Here is a 19121-nt window from a genome sequence, read left to right on the forward strand (position 1 = left end):
GCTCACCGCCGGGACGCGTAGACCCGGCGTACGACGTCCTCCACGTCGGGCTCCTCGATCGCCAGGTCGAGGACCTCGGCGTGCCGGGCCACCTCGGCCAGGACCCGGGCGGCCGTGGTGGCGCCGGGGTCGAAGGACAGTCGCTGGCGCAGCCCGCCGCCCTCGCTGCCCCGGTGCCGGGTGCCCTCGACGTCGACCAGGTCGGGCACGCCGTGGTCGCCGGGGGCGGCGAGGTCGACGACCATCACGCGCTCGGCGCCGACCGTGGCCGACAGCCCGGCCAGGGTGCCGTCGAAGACCAGCGACCCGCGGTCGACGAGCAGGATCCGGTCGCACAACCGCTCGACGTCGCCCATGTCGTGGGTGGTGAGCAGCAGCGTGGTGCCGTGGGTGCGGCGCTCGGCCACGAGGAACTCGCGCAGCCGCTGCTTGGACAGCACGTCGAGCCCGATCGTCGGCTCGTCGAGGATCACGAGCCGCGGCGAGTGCAGCAGCGCCGCCGCCACCTCGGCGCGCATCCGCTGCCCGAGCGAGAGCTGCCGCACCGGGGTCGAGAGGAACTCTCCCAGCTCCAGCCGGTCGATCAGCTCGTCGCTGCGCTCGCGCTCGCGCATGGGGGAGAGCGAGTGGATGGCGGCCAGGATGCGCAGCGACTCGCGCACCGGCAGGTCCCACCACAGCTGGGTGCGCTGACCGAAGACCACCCCTACCTCGCGGGCGAGGCGCCGCCGGTCGGGCACGGGCCGGAGCCCGCACGTGGTCACCTCGCCACGGGTGGGGACCAGGATGCCGGTGAGCATCTTGATCGTCGTCGACTTCCCGGCGCCGTTGGCACCGATGTAGCCGACCGCCTCGCCGGCGGCGACCTCGACCGAGAGGTCGTCGACCGCGACGACGGTGCGGCGACGCAGGCCGTCGCGCACGGTGAAGTCGCGGCCGAGCCCCTCGGTCCGCACGATCGTCTCGGTCGTCATCCGCCGCCTCCTTGGTAGTGCCGTACCCCGAGCCGCCAGCTCAGCGCGGCGAGCGCCCACGCCCAGACGGCGGCGAGCGGCGCCGTCCAGCCGATCCAGTCCGGCAGGCCGAGCCGCTGGGCGCCGTCGAGGTCGAGGTCGAGCAGCGTCACCACCGGCAGGAAGGCGGTGAACGCCATCGGGAAGAGGAAGCCGAAGACCACCAGCAGCGGCCGGCCCCACACGGTGGCCGGCTGCGTGGCGGCGTACCGGCCGCCGTAGACGAACGCGTTGGTCGTCTCGGCGCCGTCGATGAGGAAGAACTGGACGCCGGCGGCCCACACGAACATGGCCGCGAACGTCAGCGTCGAGCAGACGAGCGCCGTCGCGAGCAGCAGGACCGCGGCGGGGGACCAGGCCACGTCGTTGACGACGAGCGCGGCGACGAGCACCGCGACGCCGACCGCAGCGCGCGCGACCCGCCGCAGCTGCAGGTCGCTGGTCATCAGCTGCAGCAGCAGCGGCTGGGGCCGCAGGTAGAACACGTCGAGCGTGCCGGCGCGGACGTACGTCGGGATCGTGTCGCAGTGACCGACCACCATGTCGGCCAGGGAGAACCCGATGTCGGCGATCGCGAAGACCAGCAGGACGGCCGCCAGGTCGAGGCCGCCGATGCGGTCGACCTGCAGGTAGAGCACCGCGACCTCGGCGAGCTCGACGACCCCGACGAGCAGGCTGCTCACCAGGTCGACGCGGAAGCTGGCCCGGTGGCTGCGCTGGGACCGCACCCGGGACGCGACCACGGCGCGGTAGGGCGCCGTCCGGTCGGCGAGTCGCGAGGTCTGCGTCATCCGCCCTGCACCTCCAGGCGCCGGCGGCCGGCCCGGGTGAGCCACTGACCGGCCGCGACCGTGGCCAGCAGCCAGCCGACCTGGACGAGCACGTGGACGACGGCGCCGCCGTCGTCGACCCGGCCGGCGAGGATGTCGGTGGGGTACATCAGCATCGACGGGAACGGCGTGGCGCTGGCCGCCACGAACAGCCAGTGGGGGAAGAACCAGATCGGCAGGAACAGCCCGGCGAAGAACCCGGACACGATCATGTAGAGGATCTGCAGGCCGCGGGTCTCCACCAGCCAGAACCCCGCGGTGGCCACCAGGTAGACCGTGGTCGCCGAGACGGTGACGGCCAGCAGCAGGCTGAGGATGCCCAGCACCGGCGCGACGACGCCGTCCGGCCACGGCACCCCGATGACCAGGGCCCCGATCGCGAGCGTCGGCACCCCGCGGGGCAGGAACGCGAACAGCGACCGCCCGACCTCGGTGGCCACGAACGCGCCCTGGACGTCGACCGGGCGCAGGAAGTCGACGGCGACGTCGCCGGTGCGGATCCGCTCGGCGAGGTCGGTGCGCCCCATCAGGTTGACCGACCCCAGCATCGCCTGGCTGATCCACACGTAGGCGCTCACGGCGCCGAGGTCGTAGCCCTCGAGGTCGCCCCCGGCCTCGCGCACCGCGGCGAACAGGATGGCCACCTTGAGGAAACCGAACGTCGTGTTGGCGACCAGGCCCCCGAGCGCGGCCAGGCGGTAGGTCGACTGCCGCCGGAACCCGGCGACCAGGAGCCGGCAGTAGACCCTCCCCGCGTCGCGCACAAGCGCGAGAACCTACCCCGGTAGCGCACACCTGCCAAGCCCGGGATGACGACATCGGGTCATGCGCGGCCCCCGACAGCCGTCGTTGGATGAGTGCTCCAGCACCCGCACGAGAGGCACCCCGTGACCACCACCACCTCCCGCCGTCGTCTGTCCTACGCGAACGTCACCGCCACCCTGGCCCTCGTCGTCGCCCTCGGGGGCGGCGGCGCCGCCGTGGCGTCCGGCCTCGCCAAGAACTCCGTCGGGTCCCCGCAGATCAAGGACGGTCAGGTCCGGACCGTCGACCTGGCCGGCGGCGCCGTGACCGGGTCCAAGGTCAAGGACGGGAGCATCACCGGGGCGGACGTCAAGGACGCCACCCTGCGGAACGTCGTCGTCCGGGCCAGCGCCACCACGAGCAACGTCACGATGACCGGCGGCAACGACGTCGCCGCCACCGTGCAGATCACCGCGCCGGCGGCCGGGTTCGTGGTCCTCACCGGACAGGCCGTCTTCGACAGCAGGGACGCCACGAGCTACGTGCACGTCACCATGCGCGACGGCGCCGCCGTCGTCTTCGAGACCGACTGGGACACCGGCGACGACGACGGGTACTTCGACCAGGCCCAGGCGGCCACCACCGTGCTTCCGGTCGCCGCGGGCAAGCACACCTACCAGCTGGTGCTGCAGGAGGACGACGCCGCGACCCACGGTCGCTTCTACAACGGCCGGCTGATCGCGCAGTACGTCGCCGCCGGGTCGGTCGACCCCGGCTGACCGCGACGGACCGCGACGGACGGCGACGGACGGCGATCGGGGGTGGCGTGGGGGCGGGGGCCGAGATTTCCCCGGTGGACCGGTGAAATCTCGCGCCGGCTTCTCGACATCGTGTATCTTGACATCAAGAGAGTTCGCCAGCGGGTTAGGCCCGCCTTACTACCCGCGCCGACCGGCGCGGCGGCAAGATGGCGGGACCACGAGCACCCACGAGGAGACGGCTGATGCCCAGCAAGGACAGCTTCGGCGCCAAGAGCACCCTCGACGTCGACGGGACGTCGTACGAGATCTTCCGCCTCGACGCGGTCACCGGTGAGGGGCTCGACGTCGCCGGCCTGCCGTTCAGCCTCAAGGTGCTGCTGGAGAACCTCCTGCGCACCGAGGACGGCGCCGACATCACCGCCGAGGACATCAAGGCGATCGCCGGCTGGGACCCCGAGGCCGACCCGAGCAAGGAGATCCAGTTCACGCCGGCGCGCGTGATCATGCAGGACTTCACCGGCGTGCCCTGCGTGGTCGACCTGGCCACGATGCGCGAGGCGATGGCCGACCTCGGCGGCGACCCGACCCGGATCAACCCGCTCGCGCCCGCCGAGATGGTGATCGACCACTCCGTGATCGCCGACGTGTTCGGCACGCCCGAGGCGTTCGAGCGCAACGTCGAGATCGAGTACGAGCGCAACCGCGAGCGCTACCAGTTCCTGCGCTGGGGCCAGGGCGCCTTCGACGACTTCAAGGTCGTCCCGCCGGGCACCGGCATCGTCCACCAGGTCAACATCGAGCACCTCGCCCGCACGATCTTCACGCGTGAGGTCGACGCCGGAGACGGTCGGACGACCCTGCAGGCCTACCCCGACACCTGCGTCGGCACCGACTCCCACACCACCATGGTCAACGGCATCGGCGTCGTCGGCTGGGGCGTCGGCGGCATCGAGGCCGAGGCCGCGATGCTCGGCCAGCCCGTCTCGATGCTGATCCCGCGCGTCGTCGGCTTCAAGCTCAACGGTGACCTGCCCGAGGGCGCGACCGCCACCGACCTGGTGCTCACGATCACCGAGATGCTGCGCAAGCACGGCGTCGTCGGCAAGTTCGTCGAGTTCTACGGGCCCGGCGTCTCGGTGCTGCCGCTGGCCAACCGCGCCACCATCGGCAACATGAGCCCCGAGTTCGGCTCCACGATCGCGGTCTTCCCGATCGACGAGGAGACGACGAAGTACCTCCGGCTCACCGGCCGCTCCGAGGAGCAGCTCGCGCTCGTCGAGGCCTACGCCAAGGAGCAGGGCCTCTGGCACGACCCCGACGTCGAGCCGCGCTTCTCCGAGAAGCTCGAGCTCGACCTGGCCACCGTCGTCCCCTCGCTCGCGGGCCCGAAGCGGCCGCAGGACCGGGTCTCGCTGTCGGAGGCCAAGGAGGCCTTCCGGACCGCGCTGGCCGACTACGTCACCGACGGCGACACCGGCGGCGACGACCGCAAGCCCGGCGTGCCCCAGCAGGAGAAGCCGAAGGGCGTCACGTCCGAGGTCGACGAGGCCTCCGCGGAGTCCTTCCCGTCCAGCGACGCGCCGTCGTCCAACGGCGGTGGCGGTTCCGACCACGCCAACGGCAGCGGCACCCCCGACGACTGGCACACCCACGCCGCCTCCGGCGAGGGTCGCCCGTCGAACAAGGCGAGCGTCCGGCTCGAGGACGGCACCGAGTTCGAGATCGACCACGGTGCGGTGACGATCGCGGCGATCACGTCGTGCACCAACACCTCCAACCCGTCGGTGATGATCGGCGCGGCGCTGCTGGCCAAGAAGGCCGTCGAGAAGGGCCTCGAGCGCAAGCCGTGGGTCAAGACCACGCTCGCGCCCGGCTCCAAGGTGGTCTCGGACTACTACGAGAAGTCCGGCCTCACGCCGTACCTCGACAAGCTCGGCTTCAACCTCGTCGGCTACGGCTGCACCACCTGCATCGGCAACTCCGGCCCGCTCATCCCCGAGGTCAGCCAGGCCGTCAACGACCACGACCTCGCGGTCGTCTCGGTGCTGTCGGGCAACCGCAACTTCGAGGGTCGGATCAACCCCGACATCAAGATGAACTACCTCGCGTCCCCGCCGCTGGTCGTCGCCTACGCACTGGCCGGCTCCATGGACGTCGACCTGTTCAACGACCCGCTCGGCCAGGACCAGGACGGCAACGACGTCTTCATGAAGGACATCTGGCCGACCTCGAAGGAGGTCGAGGACGTGATCGCCCAGGCGATCACCTCGGAGATGTTCGACGACGGCTACGCCGACGTGTTCGCCGGCGACGAGACCTGGCGGTCGCTGCCCACCCCCGAGGGCAAGACCTTCGCCTGGGACCCCGAGTCGACCTACGTGCGCAAGCCCCCCTACTTCGACGGGATGCCCGACGAGCCCGAGCCCGTCACCGACATCGAGGGTGCTCGGGTGCTGCTCAAGCTCGGCGACTCGGTCACCACCGACCACATCAGCCCGGCCGGTGCGATCAAGAAGGACAGCCCCGCCGGGCAGTACCTCGCCGAGCACGGCGTGGGCCAGCGCGACTTCAACTCCTACGGCTCGCGCCGCGGCAACCACGAGGTGATGATCCGCGGCACATTCGCCAACATCCGGCTGCGCAACCAGCTCGCGCCCGGCACCGAGGGTGGCTTCACTCGTGACTTCACCCAGGACGACGGGCCGGTCACCACGGTCTACGAGGCCTCGGAGAAGTACGTCGCCGCCGGCACGCCGCTCGTCGTCCTGGCCGGCAAGGAGTACGGCTCCGGCTCCTCGCGCGACTGGGCCGCCAAGGGCACCTCGCTGCTGGGGGTCAAGGCCGTCATCGCCGAGTCCTACGAGCGGATCCACCGCTCCAACCTGATCGGCATGGGCGTCATCCCGCTCCAGTTCCCCGAGGGCGAGACCGCCGAGTCGCTCGGCCTGACCGGCGAGGAGACGTTCGCGATCTCGGGCATCACCGGGCTCAACGACGGCACCACGCCGCGCACGGTCCGGGTCACCGCCGGCGACGTGGAGTTCGACGCCGTCGTCCGGATCGACACCCCCGGTGAGGCCAACTACTACCGCAACGGCGGGATCATGCAGTACGTGCTGCGCAACCTCCGTCGCCAGTCGGCCTGACGCGAACGCTGGTCGAGGAGGTCTCGAGACAGGCGCCGGCGCGCCTTCCTCGACCAGCGTCGGGAACCGGGTGGTTTGGGGGTCCCCGTCGGCGCGCAGCCTGACCCCATGCGCAATCCGTTCCGCCGCCCGACACCCGAGCCCCGACCCGACCCCCAGCCGGGTGCACCGCCGACCGGCGAGCAGGAGGCCGAGCTGCGGGAGATCGCCCGCGACCTCGTGTGGCCCGGGTTCGCCGAGCTCGACCACGTGCGGGTCGTGCTCGAGGACCACCCGCTCGACGACGCCGACCCGCAGGCGCAGGCGCTGGCGGCCGACCGGATCGCCCGCGAGGAGTGGGACCGGCGGGCCGCCGAGCTCGCAGCGGCCCCCGGCGGCGGCGACTTCGACCGGCTCGCGGCGGCGTACGACGGGCTGGCCCACGAGGGCGTGCTGGGTCGGATGTGCTTCACCTGCTGCAACACCTGCGGCACCGACGAGATCGGTGACGAGCGGACGGGCGAGTGGGCCTACACGTTCTTCCACGAGCAGGACGCCGAGCGGCTGCTGGACGCCGTCGACGGCGAGGCCACGCTGTTCCTCACCTTCAGCGCCTTCCGCCCGCTGGCCGCCCCCGGCACCGACCCGGCCGAGGCCGACCGTGCCGTCGGTCGGCTGGTGCGCGACGCGGTCGCCGCGCAGGGTCTCGCGGTCACCTGGGACGGCTCCGCGGAGCAGCGGATCCAGGTGACGGTCCGCGACTGGCGCAAGCCGCTGCCGGCCGTCTGAGAAAGTTCGGCTCCGGACCCCACCACCGGGGCCGCTCGTCGCGTGCAGGTGGTCGAGGACCCGAGGAGGACCGATGACCGCACCCACCGACCAGCTGACCGCTCGCCTGGCCGACCTGGCCGACGAGGGCCCCCGCACGCTCGACTCCACCGACCTGTGGGGCCGGGGGCGGCGGCGGCACCGGCGCTGGCAGACAGGAGCGGGTGCCCTCGCCCTGTTGGTGGTCGCCGGCATGGCCGGTGTCGCAGGGGCGGTCGTGTCGGGGTCCGGGCAGGACGTCGCGCCGGCGGGCACCGATCAGCCGCTGCCGCTGCTCGACCGGATGCACGTCCCCAGCGCCTGGACCGGCGGCACCGCCGACGACGGGCCGATCGGGCCGCTCGTCGCGGTGACCGGAGCGAATCGCTCCTCCCTGTTCTCCTCGACGTCGGGACTGGTGGGGATCTCGGCCAGCGGGGAGTACCGGTTCCTCGACCTCCCCGACGCCGGGGCGGCTCCCGGCGACGAACCCCTGCCGGAGGACGGTGCCGGGTTCGCGCTGTCGCCCGACGGCCGGCACGTCGCCTACGGCTTCCAGGGGCCGGTCGAGGGGGGACTCGGCACCACCGGCGTCGCGGTCTACGACACGACGACCGGTGAGGTGCGTCGCCACGACCTCGAGACGTCGTACGGCGTCGTCGTCGAGGGCCTGGCCTGGGCCGGGGACGACGTCCTGCTCGCGGACTACAGCGTCTACGACGCCCTCCCCGACAACACGGGTAGCAGCCGCCAGGCGGGCCGCAGCCTGGTCTGGGACCTGGCCCGCGACGATCCGCGGCTGGCCGGTGAGCGCCGATGGCTCGGCCTCGCCGACGCCACCTCCGTCGGCGACCGCCTCCTGACCGTCGACGGTCGCCGGACGTCGTTCGTCGCGCCCGACGGCACCGTGACCCCCGGCCCGCGGCTGCCGGCAGCCGCCGAGCCGGGCAGCATCGCCGTCAGTCCCGACGGGACCCGGGTCGTGTGGGCTCCGCGCGACGGCCTCGGCGCCCGCCTCATGGTGGCCGACCTGGCCGACCCGGCCGGCACGGTTCGTGCGGTCGCGGCCGACTACGCCTACGTGGCCGGGTGGCGCGACGCCGACCACGTCGTCACTGGCGCCTCGGGCAACGGGCTCGACACCGTCGACCTCCGGGACGGGTCGCTCGACCGGGTCGTGACGTTCGACGGACACCCGCAGGGCCGGGCGGCTCTGGTCGTCGCTACCGACGCACTGCGGGGACCGCTCGTGGACGGGCCGGAGCCCGACCGCGCGGTCGACCGGCGCCTGGTGGTCGTCCTGGGCGTGGGCTCCCTGATGCTCCTGCTCGTGCTGCTCCGCGGTGTCCGGAGGCGTCGTGCCAAGCTCCGCTGACCGGGACGGGTTCGAGGAGTACGTCGCTGCGCGGAGGCACGCCCTGCTCCGCACGGCGTACCTGCTGACCGGCAGCCACGCCGACGCCGAGGACCTCGTGCAGACCGCGCTGATCAAGGCAGTGCCGCACTGGCGCAAGATCGCTGACGACCCCGAGCCCTACGTGCGCCGGATCCTGGCGCGCGAGAGCGTCAACCGCTGGCGCGCGCGTCGCTGGCGCGAGGTCACCACCGACCACCCCCCGGAGGGCGCGGCCACCGGGAGGCTCGACGACCACGTCGTGGAGCGGGAGGAGCTGCGGCAGGCGCTGCTGTCGCTCGCGCCACGCCAACGGGCCGTGGTGGTGCTGCGCTACTTCGAGGACCTGACCGAGCGCGAGACCGCCGACGTGCTCGGCATCGCCGTCGGCACCGTCAAGTCGCAGGCTCGCGACGCGCTGTCGGTGCTGCGCCGCAGGCTCCCGGCGATCGGCCCCCTCGAGGTCGGTTGACCGGCGGCGCGCCGAGCACCCGTCGGTTGCGGTGCGGCGACGTCCGCGGCCGCGACGATGGCTCGGTGACCCGACTTCCCCTCGTGGTGCTGGCCGTCGTCCTCGCCCTCGGTGCCACCGGGTGCGGCGACGACGAGCCCGACTCCGCCGCCCCCTCCGAGCCCACGTCCGAGACCACCTCGACCGCGACCGAGCCGACCACCGAGCCGACCAGCGAGCCGACCAGCGAGCCCACGAGCGAGCCGGTGGAGCCGACGTCCACGCCGACCGCGTCGGAGCCGACGTCCGAGCCGGCCACGCCGAGCCCCCCGACCCCGACACTGACCCAGACGCCGGTCGAGCCGCCCGGCCCGGGCCCCACGACGTACGACGAGGCGCGGGCGCGGTTCGACGCGGCCGGGCAGGAGCCGGTGCAGATGAGGCGGTTCCGCACCGCGGCCGGCACCTACTGCCTGCTCGACCCGACCTTCCTGGTCGGTTGCGAGCTGCCCAGCGGGGGCATCCCCGACCCCGACTACTGCGGCAACGGGCCCACCGAGAACGTGGGACGGGTCCTCCTCGAGGACCGGGGCGCCACCGCGGAGTGCAACAGCGACACGATCCGCGAACCGGGCGGCAGGCTGCTCGCGGTCGGCTCGGTGGGCGGCTCGGCGGCGACCGGTGTCCTGTGCCTCGTCGAGGACGTCGGGGTCACCTGCATCGACCCCGAGCGCTCGCGGGGGTTCTTCCTCGGCTCCGACCAGTACACCCTGTTCTGACCCCTGCCCCTCGGGGCTAGCGTGACGGCATGATCGTCGCCTTCAGCATCAGCCCCGTGTCCGGTGACGCCGACGGAGGCGTGGCCGAGGCCGTCGCCGCCGCGGTGCGCGTCGTCCGCGAGTCGGGCCTGCCCCACGAGACCAACGCGATGTTCACCAACATCGAGGGGGAGTGGGACGAGGTGATGGACGTCGTCAAGCGCGCCGTCGACGTCGTCGCCGAGGTCTCGCCCCGCGTCGGCCTGGTGCTCAAGGCCGACATCCGCGCGGGACGCACGGGGGAGATGACCGCCAAGCTCGAGCGGCTCGAGCGCGCCCTCGACGACGGGCGCTGACCCCGGTGCGCACCGAGACCCGTTCCTACCGGACCGGCGACCGCGAGGTCGTGCTCGACCTCACCGCCGACGCCGCCGCGTTCGCCTCGGCCGACGGCCCGGTCGACGGGCTCCTGCAGGTGTTCGTGCCCCACGCCACCTGCGGCATCGCGGTGATCGAGACCGGCGCCGGCTCCGACGACGACCTGCTCGCCGCGCTCGGCGACCTGCTGCCGGCCGACGACCGCTGGCGCCACCGGCACGGGAGTCCCGGCCACGGCCGCTCCCACGTGATGCCGGCGATCGTGCCGCCGCACGCGACCGTCCCGGTGCTCGGCGGCCGGCTCGCGCTCGGCACCTGGCAGAGCATCTGCCTGGTCGACCTCAACGTCGACAACGACGCCCGCGAGGTGCGGTTCAGCCTCCTGGCGTGATCGAACACCTGTTCGATACGATGCGGGCATGTCGCACCTCGTCGTCCCGCCAGGCTGGCCCGCCGCCGTCCGTCCGCCCGACGCGCCCCGGTGGGAGGCCACGGCCGAGGCGTGGCTGCTCGACGTCAGCCCGCCGGAGTTCCGGTCCTACCCCACGCTGCGCCGCCACGTCGTCCTCCTGGCCAGGTTCGCGGTGCTGCACGTGGAGTCGATGCAGGCGGCGTGCCGGCGCGGGCTGAGCGAGGCGCGCGGCGAGCTGCGCGACCTGGTGCCACCCGACGTCGTCGACGACGCCGTCGACACCTGGCTCGCCGAGGACGCCCGGTTGCTGGCGCTGCGGCGGGAGGTCGGGCTGGTCGAGGACGCCCTGCGCGGCACCCGCTACCGGGCGCGGCTGTGACGCTCCGTGGCCGGTGTCACGGGAGCGGGTCGGCCGAGCCCAGCCGCCAGAGCGCCAGGCCGTGCACCCCGAGCCGGCGGGCCAGGAGCACGCGCTGGCGGAACGACCGCCCGTCCGACCACCACATCATCGTGCCGCCGGGCAGTCGCGCCGACCACTCGCCCGAGCGCGGGTGCCACACCGGCCGGACGCCGGCCTCGCGGCTCAGGCGCCGCGCCGCCGCCGGGGTGACGGTGCGTCCCGTGCGACCGGTCCCGGCGGCCGGCCAGGTGTAGCCGTAGCCGGCGACACCGAGGTCGACGCGCTCGGCGGGCACGACCCGCAGCGCGGTCCGCACCGCCCGGCGCTGCCAACCCAGGGCACCGACCGGGCCGGGTCCCGACCACGTCGGGCCGTGCTGGTCGTAGGTCATCAGCTCGATGCGGTCGACCACCCGGCCGAGCCGGCCCAGGGCGTAGCCGCGGGCACGGTAGGCGCGGAGCGAGGTCGACCCGCTGATGTCGATGGTGACCGTCGAGGCGGCGGGCAGGGCCGCCTGGAGGGCCGCGCACAGGGCGACCAGGCCCCCGGCGTCGCCGCGCCGGACCAGCTCGAGGTCGACGTTGATGCCGTCCCACCCGCCGCGGCGGGCCAGCACGGCCAGCCGGTCGGCCACCCGCTCGATCGCGGCGCGGCTGGACAGCAGCCGGTGCGCGCGGCGCGGGTCGAAGCCGCCGAGCCCGTTGCTGTAGTTGCTCACCAGCAGCTCGGTCGCGAGCCCCTCGCGCCGCGCGGCCCGGCCCACGCCGACGACGTCGCGCGTCGGGGCGACGACCCCGCGGCCGTCGGGGGTGAGGGCGGCGGCCGCGACGCTGACCGTGCTCAGGGCGTGCGCGTCGCGGCGCAGCACCCGGTGCGGCAGGCTGCCGAGCGCCCACCCGGTGACGGGCAGGCGGGGCCGGGCCGGCTCGGCCACCGCGGTCGCTGAGGCGACGGGCGCACCGCTCGCCGGGCCCGGGACGCCCAGGAGCGTGGTCGCCAGGATGAGGGCGAGGGCCGGGGCGAGGGCCGGCCTCGAGCGCGTCATGCCGCACAGCGTGCCACTACGGTGGCGTCGTGCCGTCCTTCGCCTGCGTGGTCCTCGTCGACCGCCGCGGGTGGTTGCTGCTGCAGGAGCGCGACGAGCACGCGCCGATCGACCCCGAGGCCTGGGGCCTGTGCGGCGGCCACGTCGAGGACGGTGAGGACGTCGAGGACGCCGCCTACCGCGAGCTGCTGGAGGAGACCGAGCTCGACCTGCCGCGCGGCACCCTGCGCCACCACACCACCCTCGACGTCTTCCACGAGGCCTACGGCACGACCGACCCCGTCCACGTCTACGTCGCCGGCGTCGACCTCACCGACGACGACGTCGAGTGCCACGAGGGCCGCCGCATCGTCCTCGTCGACCCGGCCACCCTTCCTGACCTGCCGCTCGGCCGCTCCGCGGCGCAGGTCCTGCCCCCGCTGGTCGGCAGCGCGCTCCACCGCGAGCTGAGGTGGGCGGCCCACGGTCGCACGCGCTACGCCTGCGTCGCCCTCGTCGACGGCCGTGGACGGGTCCTGCTCCAGGAGCGCGACGAGCACGCCCCCGTCGCCCCCGAGACGTGGACGCTGCCCGGCGGCGGCCTCGAGCCGGGGGAGTCCTACGCCGACGCCGCCCGCCGCGAGCTGGCCGAGGAGACCGGCGTGCGGCTCGACCCCGACGACCTGCGGCGGGTGGGCGCCTACGAGATCACGGCGTCGGCCGAGGGACCCGCCGCCGACTTCGAGGTGTGGGCCGCCCGCACGGACCTCACCGACGACCAGGTCGAGTGCCACGAGGGGAGACAGATGGTCTTTGTCGACCCGGCGGTCGCCCTCGACCGCCCCCTCGCCCGCGCGGCCGCGCTCGTCCTGCCCGAGCTCCTCGTCTCCGACCACTACCGAAGGCTGTTCCGATGACCCGCACGCTCGCCGTCCACCCCGTCCCCGGACCCGGCGCCGAGGACGTCGTCGTCGGCACGTCGGGGGCCGACGAGGGCGCCGTGTTCACCGGCACCGAGGACGGCTCGATCTTCCGGGTCAGCCACGACGGGGCCACGGTCGACCGGGTCGCCCGGACCCAGGGCCGGCCCCTCGGGCTCGAGATCGACCTCGACGGCCGGCTGCTGGTCTGCGACGCGCGCCGCGGGCTGCTGCGCGTCGACACCCGCAGCGGCGCGGTGGAGGCCGTGACCGGCGAGATCGCCGGCACCCCGATGAAGTTCTGCAACAACGCCGCCATCGCCTCCGACGGCACCGTCTGGTTCTCCGACTCCTCCACCAAGTTCGGCATCGAGGACTGGAAGGCCGACTTCGTCCAGAACACCCGGACCGGGCGGCTGTGCCGGCTCGACATCGACGGCACGGTCACCGTCGTCCTCGACGGCCTGGCCTTCGCCAACGGCGTGGCGCTGTCGGCCGCGGAGGACTACGTGTGCGTCGCCGAGACCGGCGCCCGCACCGTCGTGCGCCGGTGGCTGGCCGGCAACCGCAAGGGCATGCGCGACCTGCTCTGCTCCGACCTGCCCGGCTACCCCGACAACATCGCCCGCGGTAGCGACGGCCTGATCTGGGTCACCATCGCCAGCCCGCGCGACCCCGTGGTGGAACGGCTGCAGACCGGGCCCCTCGGGCTGCGCCGGCTCGCCACCCGGCTGCCGGAGCGCCTGCAGCCCAAGCCGAAGAAGACCGTGCGCGTCCAGGCCTACGACGACGAGGGCCGGCTGGTGCACGACGTGGAGGTCGACCCGGACCAGCAGGTGACGCCGTACCACATGGTCACCGGGGTGCGGGAGCACGAGGGCCGGGTGTGGATGGGCAGCCTGCACGAGGCTGCGATCGCCGTCGTCGACCTCTGAAAAGGTAGCCTCGGGCACATGTCCCTGCTCGAGTCGATCACCGGTCCACGCGACCTCCGCGAGCTCGACGACGACCAGCTCGCCGTCCTCGCGACCGAGATCCGCGACCTCCTGGTCAGCAGCTGCGCCCGTGGCGGCGGCCACCTGGGCCCCAACCTCGGCGTCGTCGAGCTGACCATGGCGATCCACCGGGTCTTCGACTCGCCGCACGACCGCGTCGTCTTCGACACCGGTCACCAGGCCTACGTGCACAAGATGCTCACCGGTCGCGCCGCCGACTTCAGCCGGCTGCGCACCGAGGGCGGGCTCTCGGGCTACCCCAGCCGGGCCGAGTCGCCCCACGACATCGTGGAGAACTCCCACGCCTCCACCGCGCTGAGCTACGCCGACGGGCTCGCCAAGGCCTACCAGATCCGCGGCGAGGAGCGGCACGTCGTCGCCGTCATCGGTGACGGCGCGCTGACCGGCGGGATGGCCTGGGAGGCGCTCAACAACATCGCGGTCGCCCAGGACAGCCGGCTGGTCATCGTGGTCAACGACAACGGCCGCTCCTACATGCCGACGATCGGTGGCCTCGCGACGGCGCTCACGACGCTGCGCACCAACCCCCGCTACGAGCAGGTCCTCGACCTGGTCAAGAAGCGCCTCAACTCCGTCAAGGGCGTCGGCCCCGCGGCCTACGACGCCCTGCACGCGATGAAGAAGGGCGTCAAGGACGCCATCGCGCCGCAGGGCCTGTTCGAGGACCTCGGCCTGAAGTACGTCGGCCCGATCGACGGCCACGACCGCACCGCGATGGAGCAGGCGCTCGTCCAGGCCAAGCGCTTCGACGGCCCGGTCATCGTGCACGCCATCACCCGCAAGGGCTTCGGCTACGACGCCGCCGAGCGGCACGAGAAGGACCAGTTCCACCAGATCGGGCCCTTCGACGTCGAGTCGGGCGAGAGCGCGGCCAAGGGCCGGATCTGGACCGATGCGTTCTCGGAGGAGATCGTCGCCCTCGGCGCCGAGCGCCCCGACATCGTCGCCATGACCGCCGCGATGATGCACCCGGTGGGCCTCGACAAGTTCCAGGCGCACTACCCCGACCGCACGTTCGACGTCGGCATCGCCGAGCAGCACGCCGCCACCTCCGCCGCGGGCCTGGCCATGGGCGGGATGCACCCGGTCGTCGCCATCTACGCGACCTTCCTCAACCGGGCCTTCGACCAGGTGCTGATGGACGTCGCCCTGCACCGCTGCGGGGTCACCTTCGTGATCGACCGCGCCGGCGTCACCGGTGACGACGGCGCCAGCCACAACGGCATGTGGGACATGTCGATCTTCCAGGTGGTGCCCGGCCTGCGGATCGCCGCGCCGCGCGACGGCGCCCGGGTGCGCGAGCTGCTGCGCGAGGCCGTCGAGGTCGACGACGCGCCGACCGTGCTGCGCCTCCCCAAGGGCTCCCCGCCCGACGACATCCCCGCGATCGGCAAGGCCGGCGGCGCCGACGTGCTGGTGCGCCAGGGGTCCTTCGACGTGCTGGTCGTCGGGGTCGGGTCGATGGCCGCGGTGTGCGTCGACGTGGCCGACCGGTTGGTCCAGCAGGGCATCGGCGTCACGGTGGTCGACCCGCGCTGGGTCAAGCCCGTCGACCGGGCCATCGTCGAGCTCGCCCGCCAGCACCAGCTCGTCGTGAGCGTCGAGGACAACGGCGTCGTGGGCGGCTGCGGCTCGGTGCTGCTCCAGACCCTCAACGCCGCCGGCGTCACCACGCCGTTCCGCCTGCACGGCATCCCGCAGCAGTTCCTCGACCACGCCAAGCGCGACCGGATCCTCGAGCGCATCGGCCTCACCCCGCAGGCCCTGGCTCTCGGCATCGTCGAGGACGTCACCGCCCTCGCCGACGGGGGAGTGCTGGTCGACCGTGTCGACGCGCCCTAGGGCGGCACGCAGCGCGCTCGCCTCGACCCTCGCGGGCTGCCTCGTCCTGACGGGTTGCTCCGGCGGCTCGTCGTCGGCGCCGCCACCCGCGGCGAGCGCCACCCCGCCCGCCCCGTCGGCCGCCGGCACGCCCGACGCCGGGCCGGCGCCGGCGTCGGAGCTGCCGAAGGTCTCCACCGACCTCGCCGCCGACCTGCAGGCGCTGCTCGACGACCGCGCCGCCGCGGTGCTGACCCGCGACCGCGACGGCTTCCTCGGCAGCCTGACCGCCGACCCCGCGCTGCGCACGACGGAGAGCGGCTACTTCGCCAACCTGGCGCAGCTCCCGCTCGCGACCTTCTCCCACCGGCTGCTCCCCGCGAGCCTGGTGCGCACCGACCGGGCCTACTGGGGCGTGGTCGAGGTGCTCGTGCAGCTGACGCCGTACGACGTGCAGCCGGTGCGCACCATCGACCGGTTCCGCTTCGTCCCGGCCCGGGGCGGGTTCCGGATCAGCTCGACCACCGACCGCGCCTGGGAGGCCGACAACCTCGGCCTGCAGCAGCCCTGGGACACCGAGCCGATCCAGGTCCGGGAGGGGGCCGGCGTCCTGGGGGTCTTCGACACCGCCAGCCGGCGCGAGGCCGCCGGCATCGTCGCCTCGGTCGAGCGGGGCATCGCCGACGTCTCGGCCCGGGTGCCCTACACCGAGTGGGGCTCGCAGGCCGTGGTCTACGCCCTGTCCGACCCGCGGTTCCTCGACAGCTTCGAGGACCTGCCCGGCGGCGACCCGCAGGCCCTCGACGGCGTGGCGTTCACGGTGCCCACCGGCACCGACGACACCACCATCGCCTCGACCCGCTTCGCGCTGAGCCCCGAGATGCTGCCGGTGGCGGGAGCGCGCCGGGTCGACGCCGACCTCGACCGGCTCGTCCGCCACGAGCTGGTCCACCTCGCGGTCGCCGAGCACGACGACGCCGCCCCGGTCTGGTTGAGCGAGGGCATCGCGGAGTGGGTCTCGGTGCAGGCGCTGGCGCCGAGCCGGCGCGACGTACCCGACGAGGCGGTCCGCGCCGCGGCGAGCGGCCGGCTCACCACGATGCCGACCGACGAGTCGTTCAACGACGACGACGCCGCGGTCCACTACGCGCTGGCGTGGTGGGTGTGCGAGTGGCTCGCGCAGACCTACGGCGACGACGCCCCGTGGATGGTGCTCGAGGCGTTCGAGGTCTCGGTCGGCGACGAGCCGCGCGACGTCGTCCGCGAGCTGCTCGACCTCTCGCTCGACCAGGTCGCGCGCCGGGCCGCCGAGCTGATGGCCGAGACCTACGCGCCGAAGCCGGTCGAGCCGCCGCCGACGCCGCCGCCGACCGGGCCGGCCGGGCCGTCCGGTCCCTCCAGCCCGCCGACCACCTCACCGACCACCCCGAGCTAGGCGGCCGCAGCCGGTCACTAGTCTGGACGGGTGAGCTCTGAACGCTTGGTCCACATCCTCGACGATGTGCCTGCTCTCGACGGGCTCGACTCGCTCACCCTCGTGGTGGCGCTCGACGGGTTCCTCGACGCCGGCAGCTCCGCGGCCCTGGCGGCCAAGCACCTGACGTCGCTCGGCGACGGCGGATCGGTCGTCGCGACGTTCGACGTCGACCAGTTCCACGACTACCGGGCGCGGCGTCCCCCGGTGTCGTTCGTGCGCGACCACTACGCCTCCTACGACGCCCCCCGCCTGGTGGTGCGGCTGCTGCGCGACGCCGGCGACACGCCGTACCTCCTGCTGCAGGGGCCCGAGCCGGACAACCGGTGGGAGGCGTTCTGCCGCGCCGTCGGCGAGGTGGTCGAGCGGCTGGGCGTGACGCTGGTCGTGAGCATGGGGTCGGTGCCGATGGCGGTGCCGCACACGCGCCCGATCGCGGTCACCCACCACGCCAACGACCCCGGCCTGATCCGCGCCGCCAACCCGTGGCAGGGCGAGCTGCGGGTGCCGAGCAGCGCCCAGGCGCTGCTGGAGATCCGGCTCGGCGAGTGGGGCCGTGACGCCCTCGGCTTCGTCGCCCACATCCCGCACTACCTGGCCCAGCTCGACTACCCGCGCGCCTCGGTGATGCTGCTCGAGCACGTCGAGCGGTCCGGCCGCCTCACCCTCGACCTGACGGCCCTGCGGGTCGCCGGCGACGAGCGCGAGGAGGAGATCGCGACGTACCTGGCCGCCAACGAGGAGGTCGGCGACGTCGTCGCCTCGCTCGAGCGGCAGTACGACGCGTTCGCCCAGGCCGAGGAGAGCGGCTCGAGCCTGCTCGCCCAGGACCAGCCGATCCCGACGGGGGAGGAGATCGGCCAGCAGTTCGAGCAGTTCCTGGCCGGGCTCGAGCCCGACGACACCACCGACCAGGAGGACCAGTGACCGCGCCCGACCCGGCCCGGGAGCTGATCTCCCTCCTCGACCTGGAGTACCTCGACGTCGACCTGTTCCGCGGCAAGCAGCCGGCGTCCACCCGGCAGCGCGTGTACGGCGGGCAGGTGGCGGCGCAGGCGCTGGTGGCGGGGTCACGCACGGTGCCCGGGGAGTTCCACGTGCACTCGCTGCACTCCTACTTCCTGCTGCCGGGCGACTACCAGGTGCCGGTCATCTACGACGTCGAGCGCATCCGCGACGGCAAGTCGTTCGCCACCCGCCGGGTGATGGCCCGCCAGCACGGCCGGCCGATCTACTACCAGACGCTCAGCTTCCAGCGCGCCGAGGACGGGTTCGACCACCAGGACGTCATCCCCGCGGTCAAGCCGCCCGAGGAGGGCCTCGACCTCGTCGACCTGATGCGCGACGGTGGCAACGCCGACGCCGACGCCCTGGGCAAGGAGTGGGCCGCCCTCGACGTCCGGTGGCTCGGCAACTCCCAGCACGGCCTCGAGCCCGACCCCGCCCACCCCTCGCAGGCGCGGATGTGGATCAGGATCAAGGGCGCGATGGGCGACGACCCCCTCGATCACCTCGCCGCCTTCACCTACGCCAGCGACGTCTCGCTCCTCGGAGCCGCGCTCGCCGCCCACCCCGCCGACCCGTCCCAGGTGCAGATGGCCTCGCTCGACCACACCATCTGGTTCCACCGGCCGTTCCGGGTCGACGAGTGGTGGCTCTACGACCAGTGGTCGCCCTCGGCGTCCGGCGCCCGCGGCCTGTCCATCGGCCGGGTCTTCCAGCAGGACGGCACCCTCGTCGCCTCCGTGGCGCAGGAGGGGCTCATCCGCCCCCGCACCCGCTGACCAACCCCAC

Annotated in this window: 19 protein-coding genes; 15 read left to right on the top strand and 4 right to left on the bottom strand. The window is 73.4% G+C overall.

Annotated elements, in window-relative coordinates; translation table 11 throughout:
• Nucleotides 1-2: 2 nt before the first annotated feature.
• Genes AC4MBH_RS21380 through AC4MBH_RS21390 form a run of 3 tightly spaced genes read right to left on the bottom strand, consistent with a single transcriptional unit; the run spans nucleotide 3 to nucleotide 2607 of the window.
• On the bottom strand, nucleotides 3-974 hold the full coding sequence (locus AC4MBH_RS21380) for an ABC transporter ATP-binding protein (RefSeq protein ID WP_491797427.1): 972 nt from the start codon (nucleotides 972-974) through the stop codon (nucleotides 3-5).
• Complete coding sequence (locus tag AC4MBH_RS21385) at nucleotides 971-1804, bottom strand: ABC-2 family transporter protein (protein WP_491797428.1); 834 nt, start codon at nucleotides 1802-1804, stop codon at nucleotides 971-973. The genes AC4MBH_RS21380 and AC4MBH_RS21385 overlap by 4 nt, the downstream gene beginning before the upstream one ends.
• Nucleotides 1801-2607 (bottom strand): ABC transporter permease, encoded by an 807-nt coding sequence (locus AC4MBH_RS21390; protein WP_491797429.1) that lies wholly within the window; start codon nucleotides 2605-2607, stop codon nucleotides 1801-1803. Before AC4MBH_RS21390 ends, AC4MBH_RS21385 begins: the two co-directional genes overlap by 4 nt.
• Before the next feature lie 123 nt (nucleotides 2608-2730).
• Here AC4MBH_RS21390 and AC4MBH_RS21395 point away from each other — a divergent pair, with 123 nt between their 5' ends.
• From AC4MBH_RS21395 to AC4MBH_RS21435, 9 genes are all read left to right on the top strand, one after another.
• On the top strand, nucleotides 2731-3366 hold the full coding sequence (locus tag AC4MBH_RS21395; RefSeq protein ID WP_491797430.1) for a hypothetical protein: 636 nt from the start codon (nucleotides 2731-2733) through the stop codon (nucleotides 3364-3366).
• 224 nt (nucleotides 3367-3590) lie between these two features.
• Nucleotides 3591-6494 (top strand): aconitate hydratase, encoded by a 2904-nt coding sequence (locus AC4MBH_RS21400; RefSeq protein WP_491797431.1) that lies wholly within the window; start codon nucleotides 3591-3593, stop codon nucleotides 6492-6494.
• Nucleotides 6495-6602: 108 nt separating this feature from the next.
• Entirely contained in the window at nucleotides 6603-7262 is a 660-nt protein-coding gene (locus AC4MBH_RS21405) for a DUF6891 domain-containing protein (protein ID WP_491797432.1), read from the top strand.
• A 73-nt stretch (nucleotides 7263-7335) separates the two neighbouring features.
• Complete coding sequence (locus tag AC4MBH_RS21410; protein ID WP_491797433.1) at nucleotides 7336-8655, top strand: hypothetical protein; 1320 nt, start codon at nucleotides 7336-7338, stop codon at nucleotides 8653-8655.
• A complete protein-coding gene (locus tag AC4MBH_RS21415; RefSeq protein ID WP_491797434.1) occupies nucleotides 8639-9145 on the top strand; it encodes a SigE family RNA polymerase sigma factor in 507 nt (168 codons plus the stop codon). The genes AC4MBH_RS21410 and AC4MBH_RS21415 overlap by 17 nt, the downstream gene beginning before the upstream one ends.
• Nucleotides 9146-9210: 65 nt before the next feature.
• On the top strand, nucleotides 9211-9903 hold the full coding sequence (locus tag AC4MBH_RS21420) for a hypothetical protein (RefSeq protein WP_491797435.1): 693 nt from the start codon (nucleotides 9211-9213) through the stop codon (nucleotides 9901-9903).
• Nucleotides 9904-9932: 29 nt separating this feature from the next.
• On the top strand, nucleotides 9933-10238 hold the full coding sequence (locus AC4MBH_RS21425; protein WP_491797436.1) for a thiamine-binding protein: 306 nt from the start codon (nucleotides 9933-9935) through the stop codon (nucleotides 10236-10238).
• Between the two features lie 5 nt (nucleotides 10239-10243).
• Nucleotides 10244-10651 carry a YjbQ family protein gene (locus AC4MBH_RS21430; RefSeq protein ID WP_491797437.1) on the top strand — a complete coding sequence of 136 codons (408 nt, stop codon included), beginning with the start codon at nucleotides 10244-10246 and terminating at the stop codon, nucleotides 10649-10651.
• Nucleotides 10652-10679: 28 nt separating this feature from the next.
• Nucleotides 10680-11051 (top strand): hypothetical protein, encoded by a 372-nt coding sequence (locus tag AC4MBH_RS21435; RefSeq protein WP_491797438.1) that lies wholly within the window; start codon nucleotides 10680-10682, stop codon nucleotides 11049-11051.
• A gap of 16 nt (nucleotides 11052-11067) precedes the next feature.
• On the opposite strand, the gene AC4MBH_RS21440 is transcribed toward AC4MBH_RS21435, so the two are convergent.
• Nucleotides 11068-12117: a glycosyl hydrolase family 18 protein gene (locus tag AC4MBH_RS21440; protein ID WP_491797439.1), complete on the bottom strand. Its 1050-nt coding sequence runs from the start codon at nucleotides 12115-12117 to the stop codon at nucleotides 11068-11070.
• A 29-nt stretch (nucleotides 12118-12146) separates the two neighbouring features.
• On the opposite strand from AC4MBH_RS21440, the gene AC4MBH_RS21445 reads away from it, so the two are divergent.
• The 6 genes from AC4MBH_RS21445 to AC4MBH_RS21470 are packed head-to-tail and all read left to right on the top strand — an operon-like array spanning nucleotide 12147 to nucleotide 19111.
• On the top strand, nucleotides 12147-13013 hold the full coding sequence (locus AC4MBH_RS21445) for an NUDIX domain-containing protein (RefSeq protein WP_491797440.1): 867 nt from the start codon (nucleotides 12147-12149) through the stop codon (nucleotides 13011-13013).
• Nucleotides 13010-13951 (top strand): SMP-30/gluconolactonase/LRE family protein, encoded by a 942-nt coding sequence (locus AC4MBH_RS21450; RefSeq protein ID WP_491797441.1) that lies wholly within the window; start codon nucleotides 13010-13012, stop codon nucleotides 13949-13951. Before AC4MBH_RS21445 ends, AC4MBH_RS21450 begins: the two co-directional genes overlap by 4 nt.
• 18 nt (nucleotides 13952-13969) lie before the next feature.
• Entirely contained in the window at nucleotides 13970-15874 is a 1905-nt protein-coding gene (gene dxs / locus AC4MBH_RS21455; protein WP_491797442.1) for a 1-deoxy-D-xylulose-5-phosphate synthase, read from the top strand.
• Nucleotides 15858-17288: a basic secretory protein-like protein gene (locus tag AC4MBH_RS21460; protein WP_491797443.1), complete on the top strand. Its 1431-nt coding sequence runs from the start codon at nucleotides 15858-15860 to the stop codon at nucleotides 17286-17288. The genes dxs and AC4MBH_RS21460 overlap by 17 nt, the downstream gene beginning before the upstream one ends.
• 30 nt (nucleotides 17289-17318) lie before the next feature.
• Entirely contained in the window at nucleotides 17319-18254 is a 936-nt protein-coding gene (locus tag AC4MBH_RS21465) for a proteasome assembly chaperone family protein (RefSeq protein WP_491797444.1), read from the top strand.
• Nucleotides 18251-19111 (top strand): acyl-CoA thioesterase, encoded by an 861-nt coding sequence (locus AC4MBH_RS21470; RefSeq protein WP_491797445.1) that lies wholly within the window; start codon nucleotides 18251-18253, stop codon nucleotides 19109-19111. The genes AC4MBH_RS21465 and AC4MBH_RS21470 overlap by 4 nt, the downstream gene beginning before the upstream one ends.
• The last annotated feature ends 10 nt before the right edge of the window (nucleotides 19112-19121 follow it).

The organism is Nocardioides sp. WJ219 (assembly GCF_058559815.1).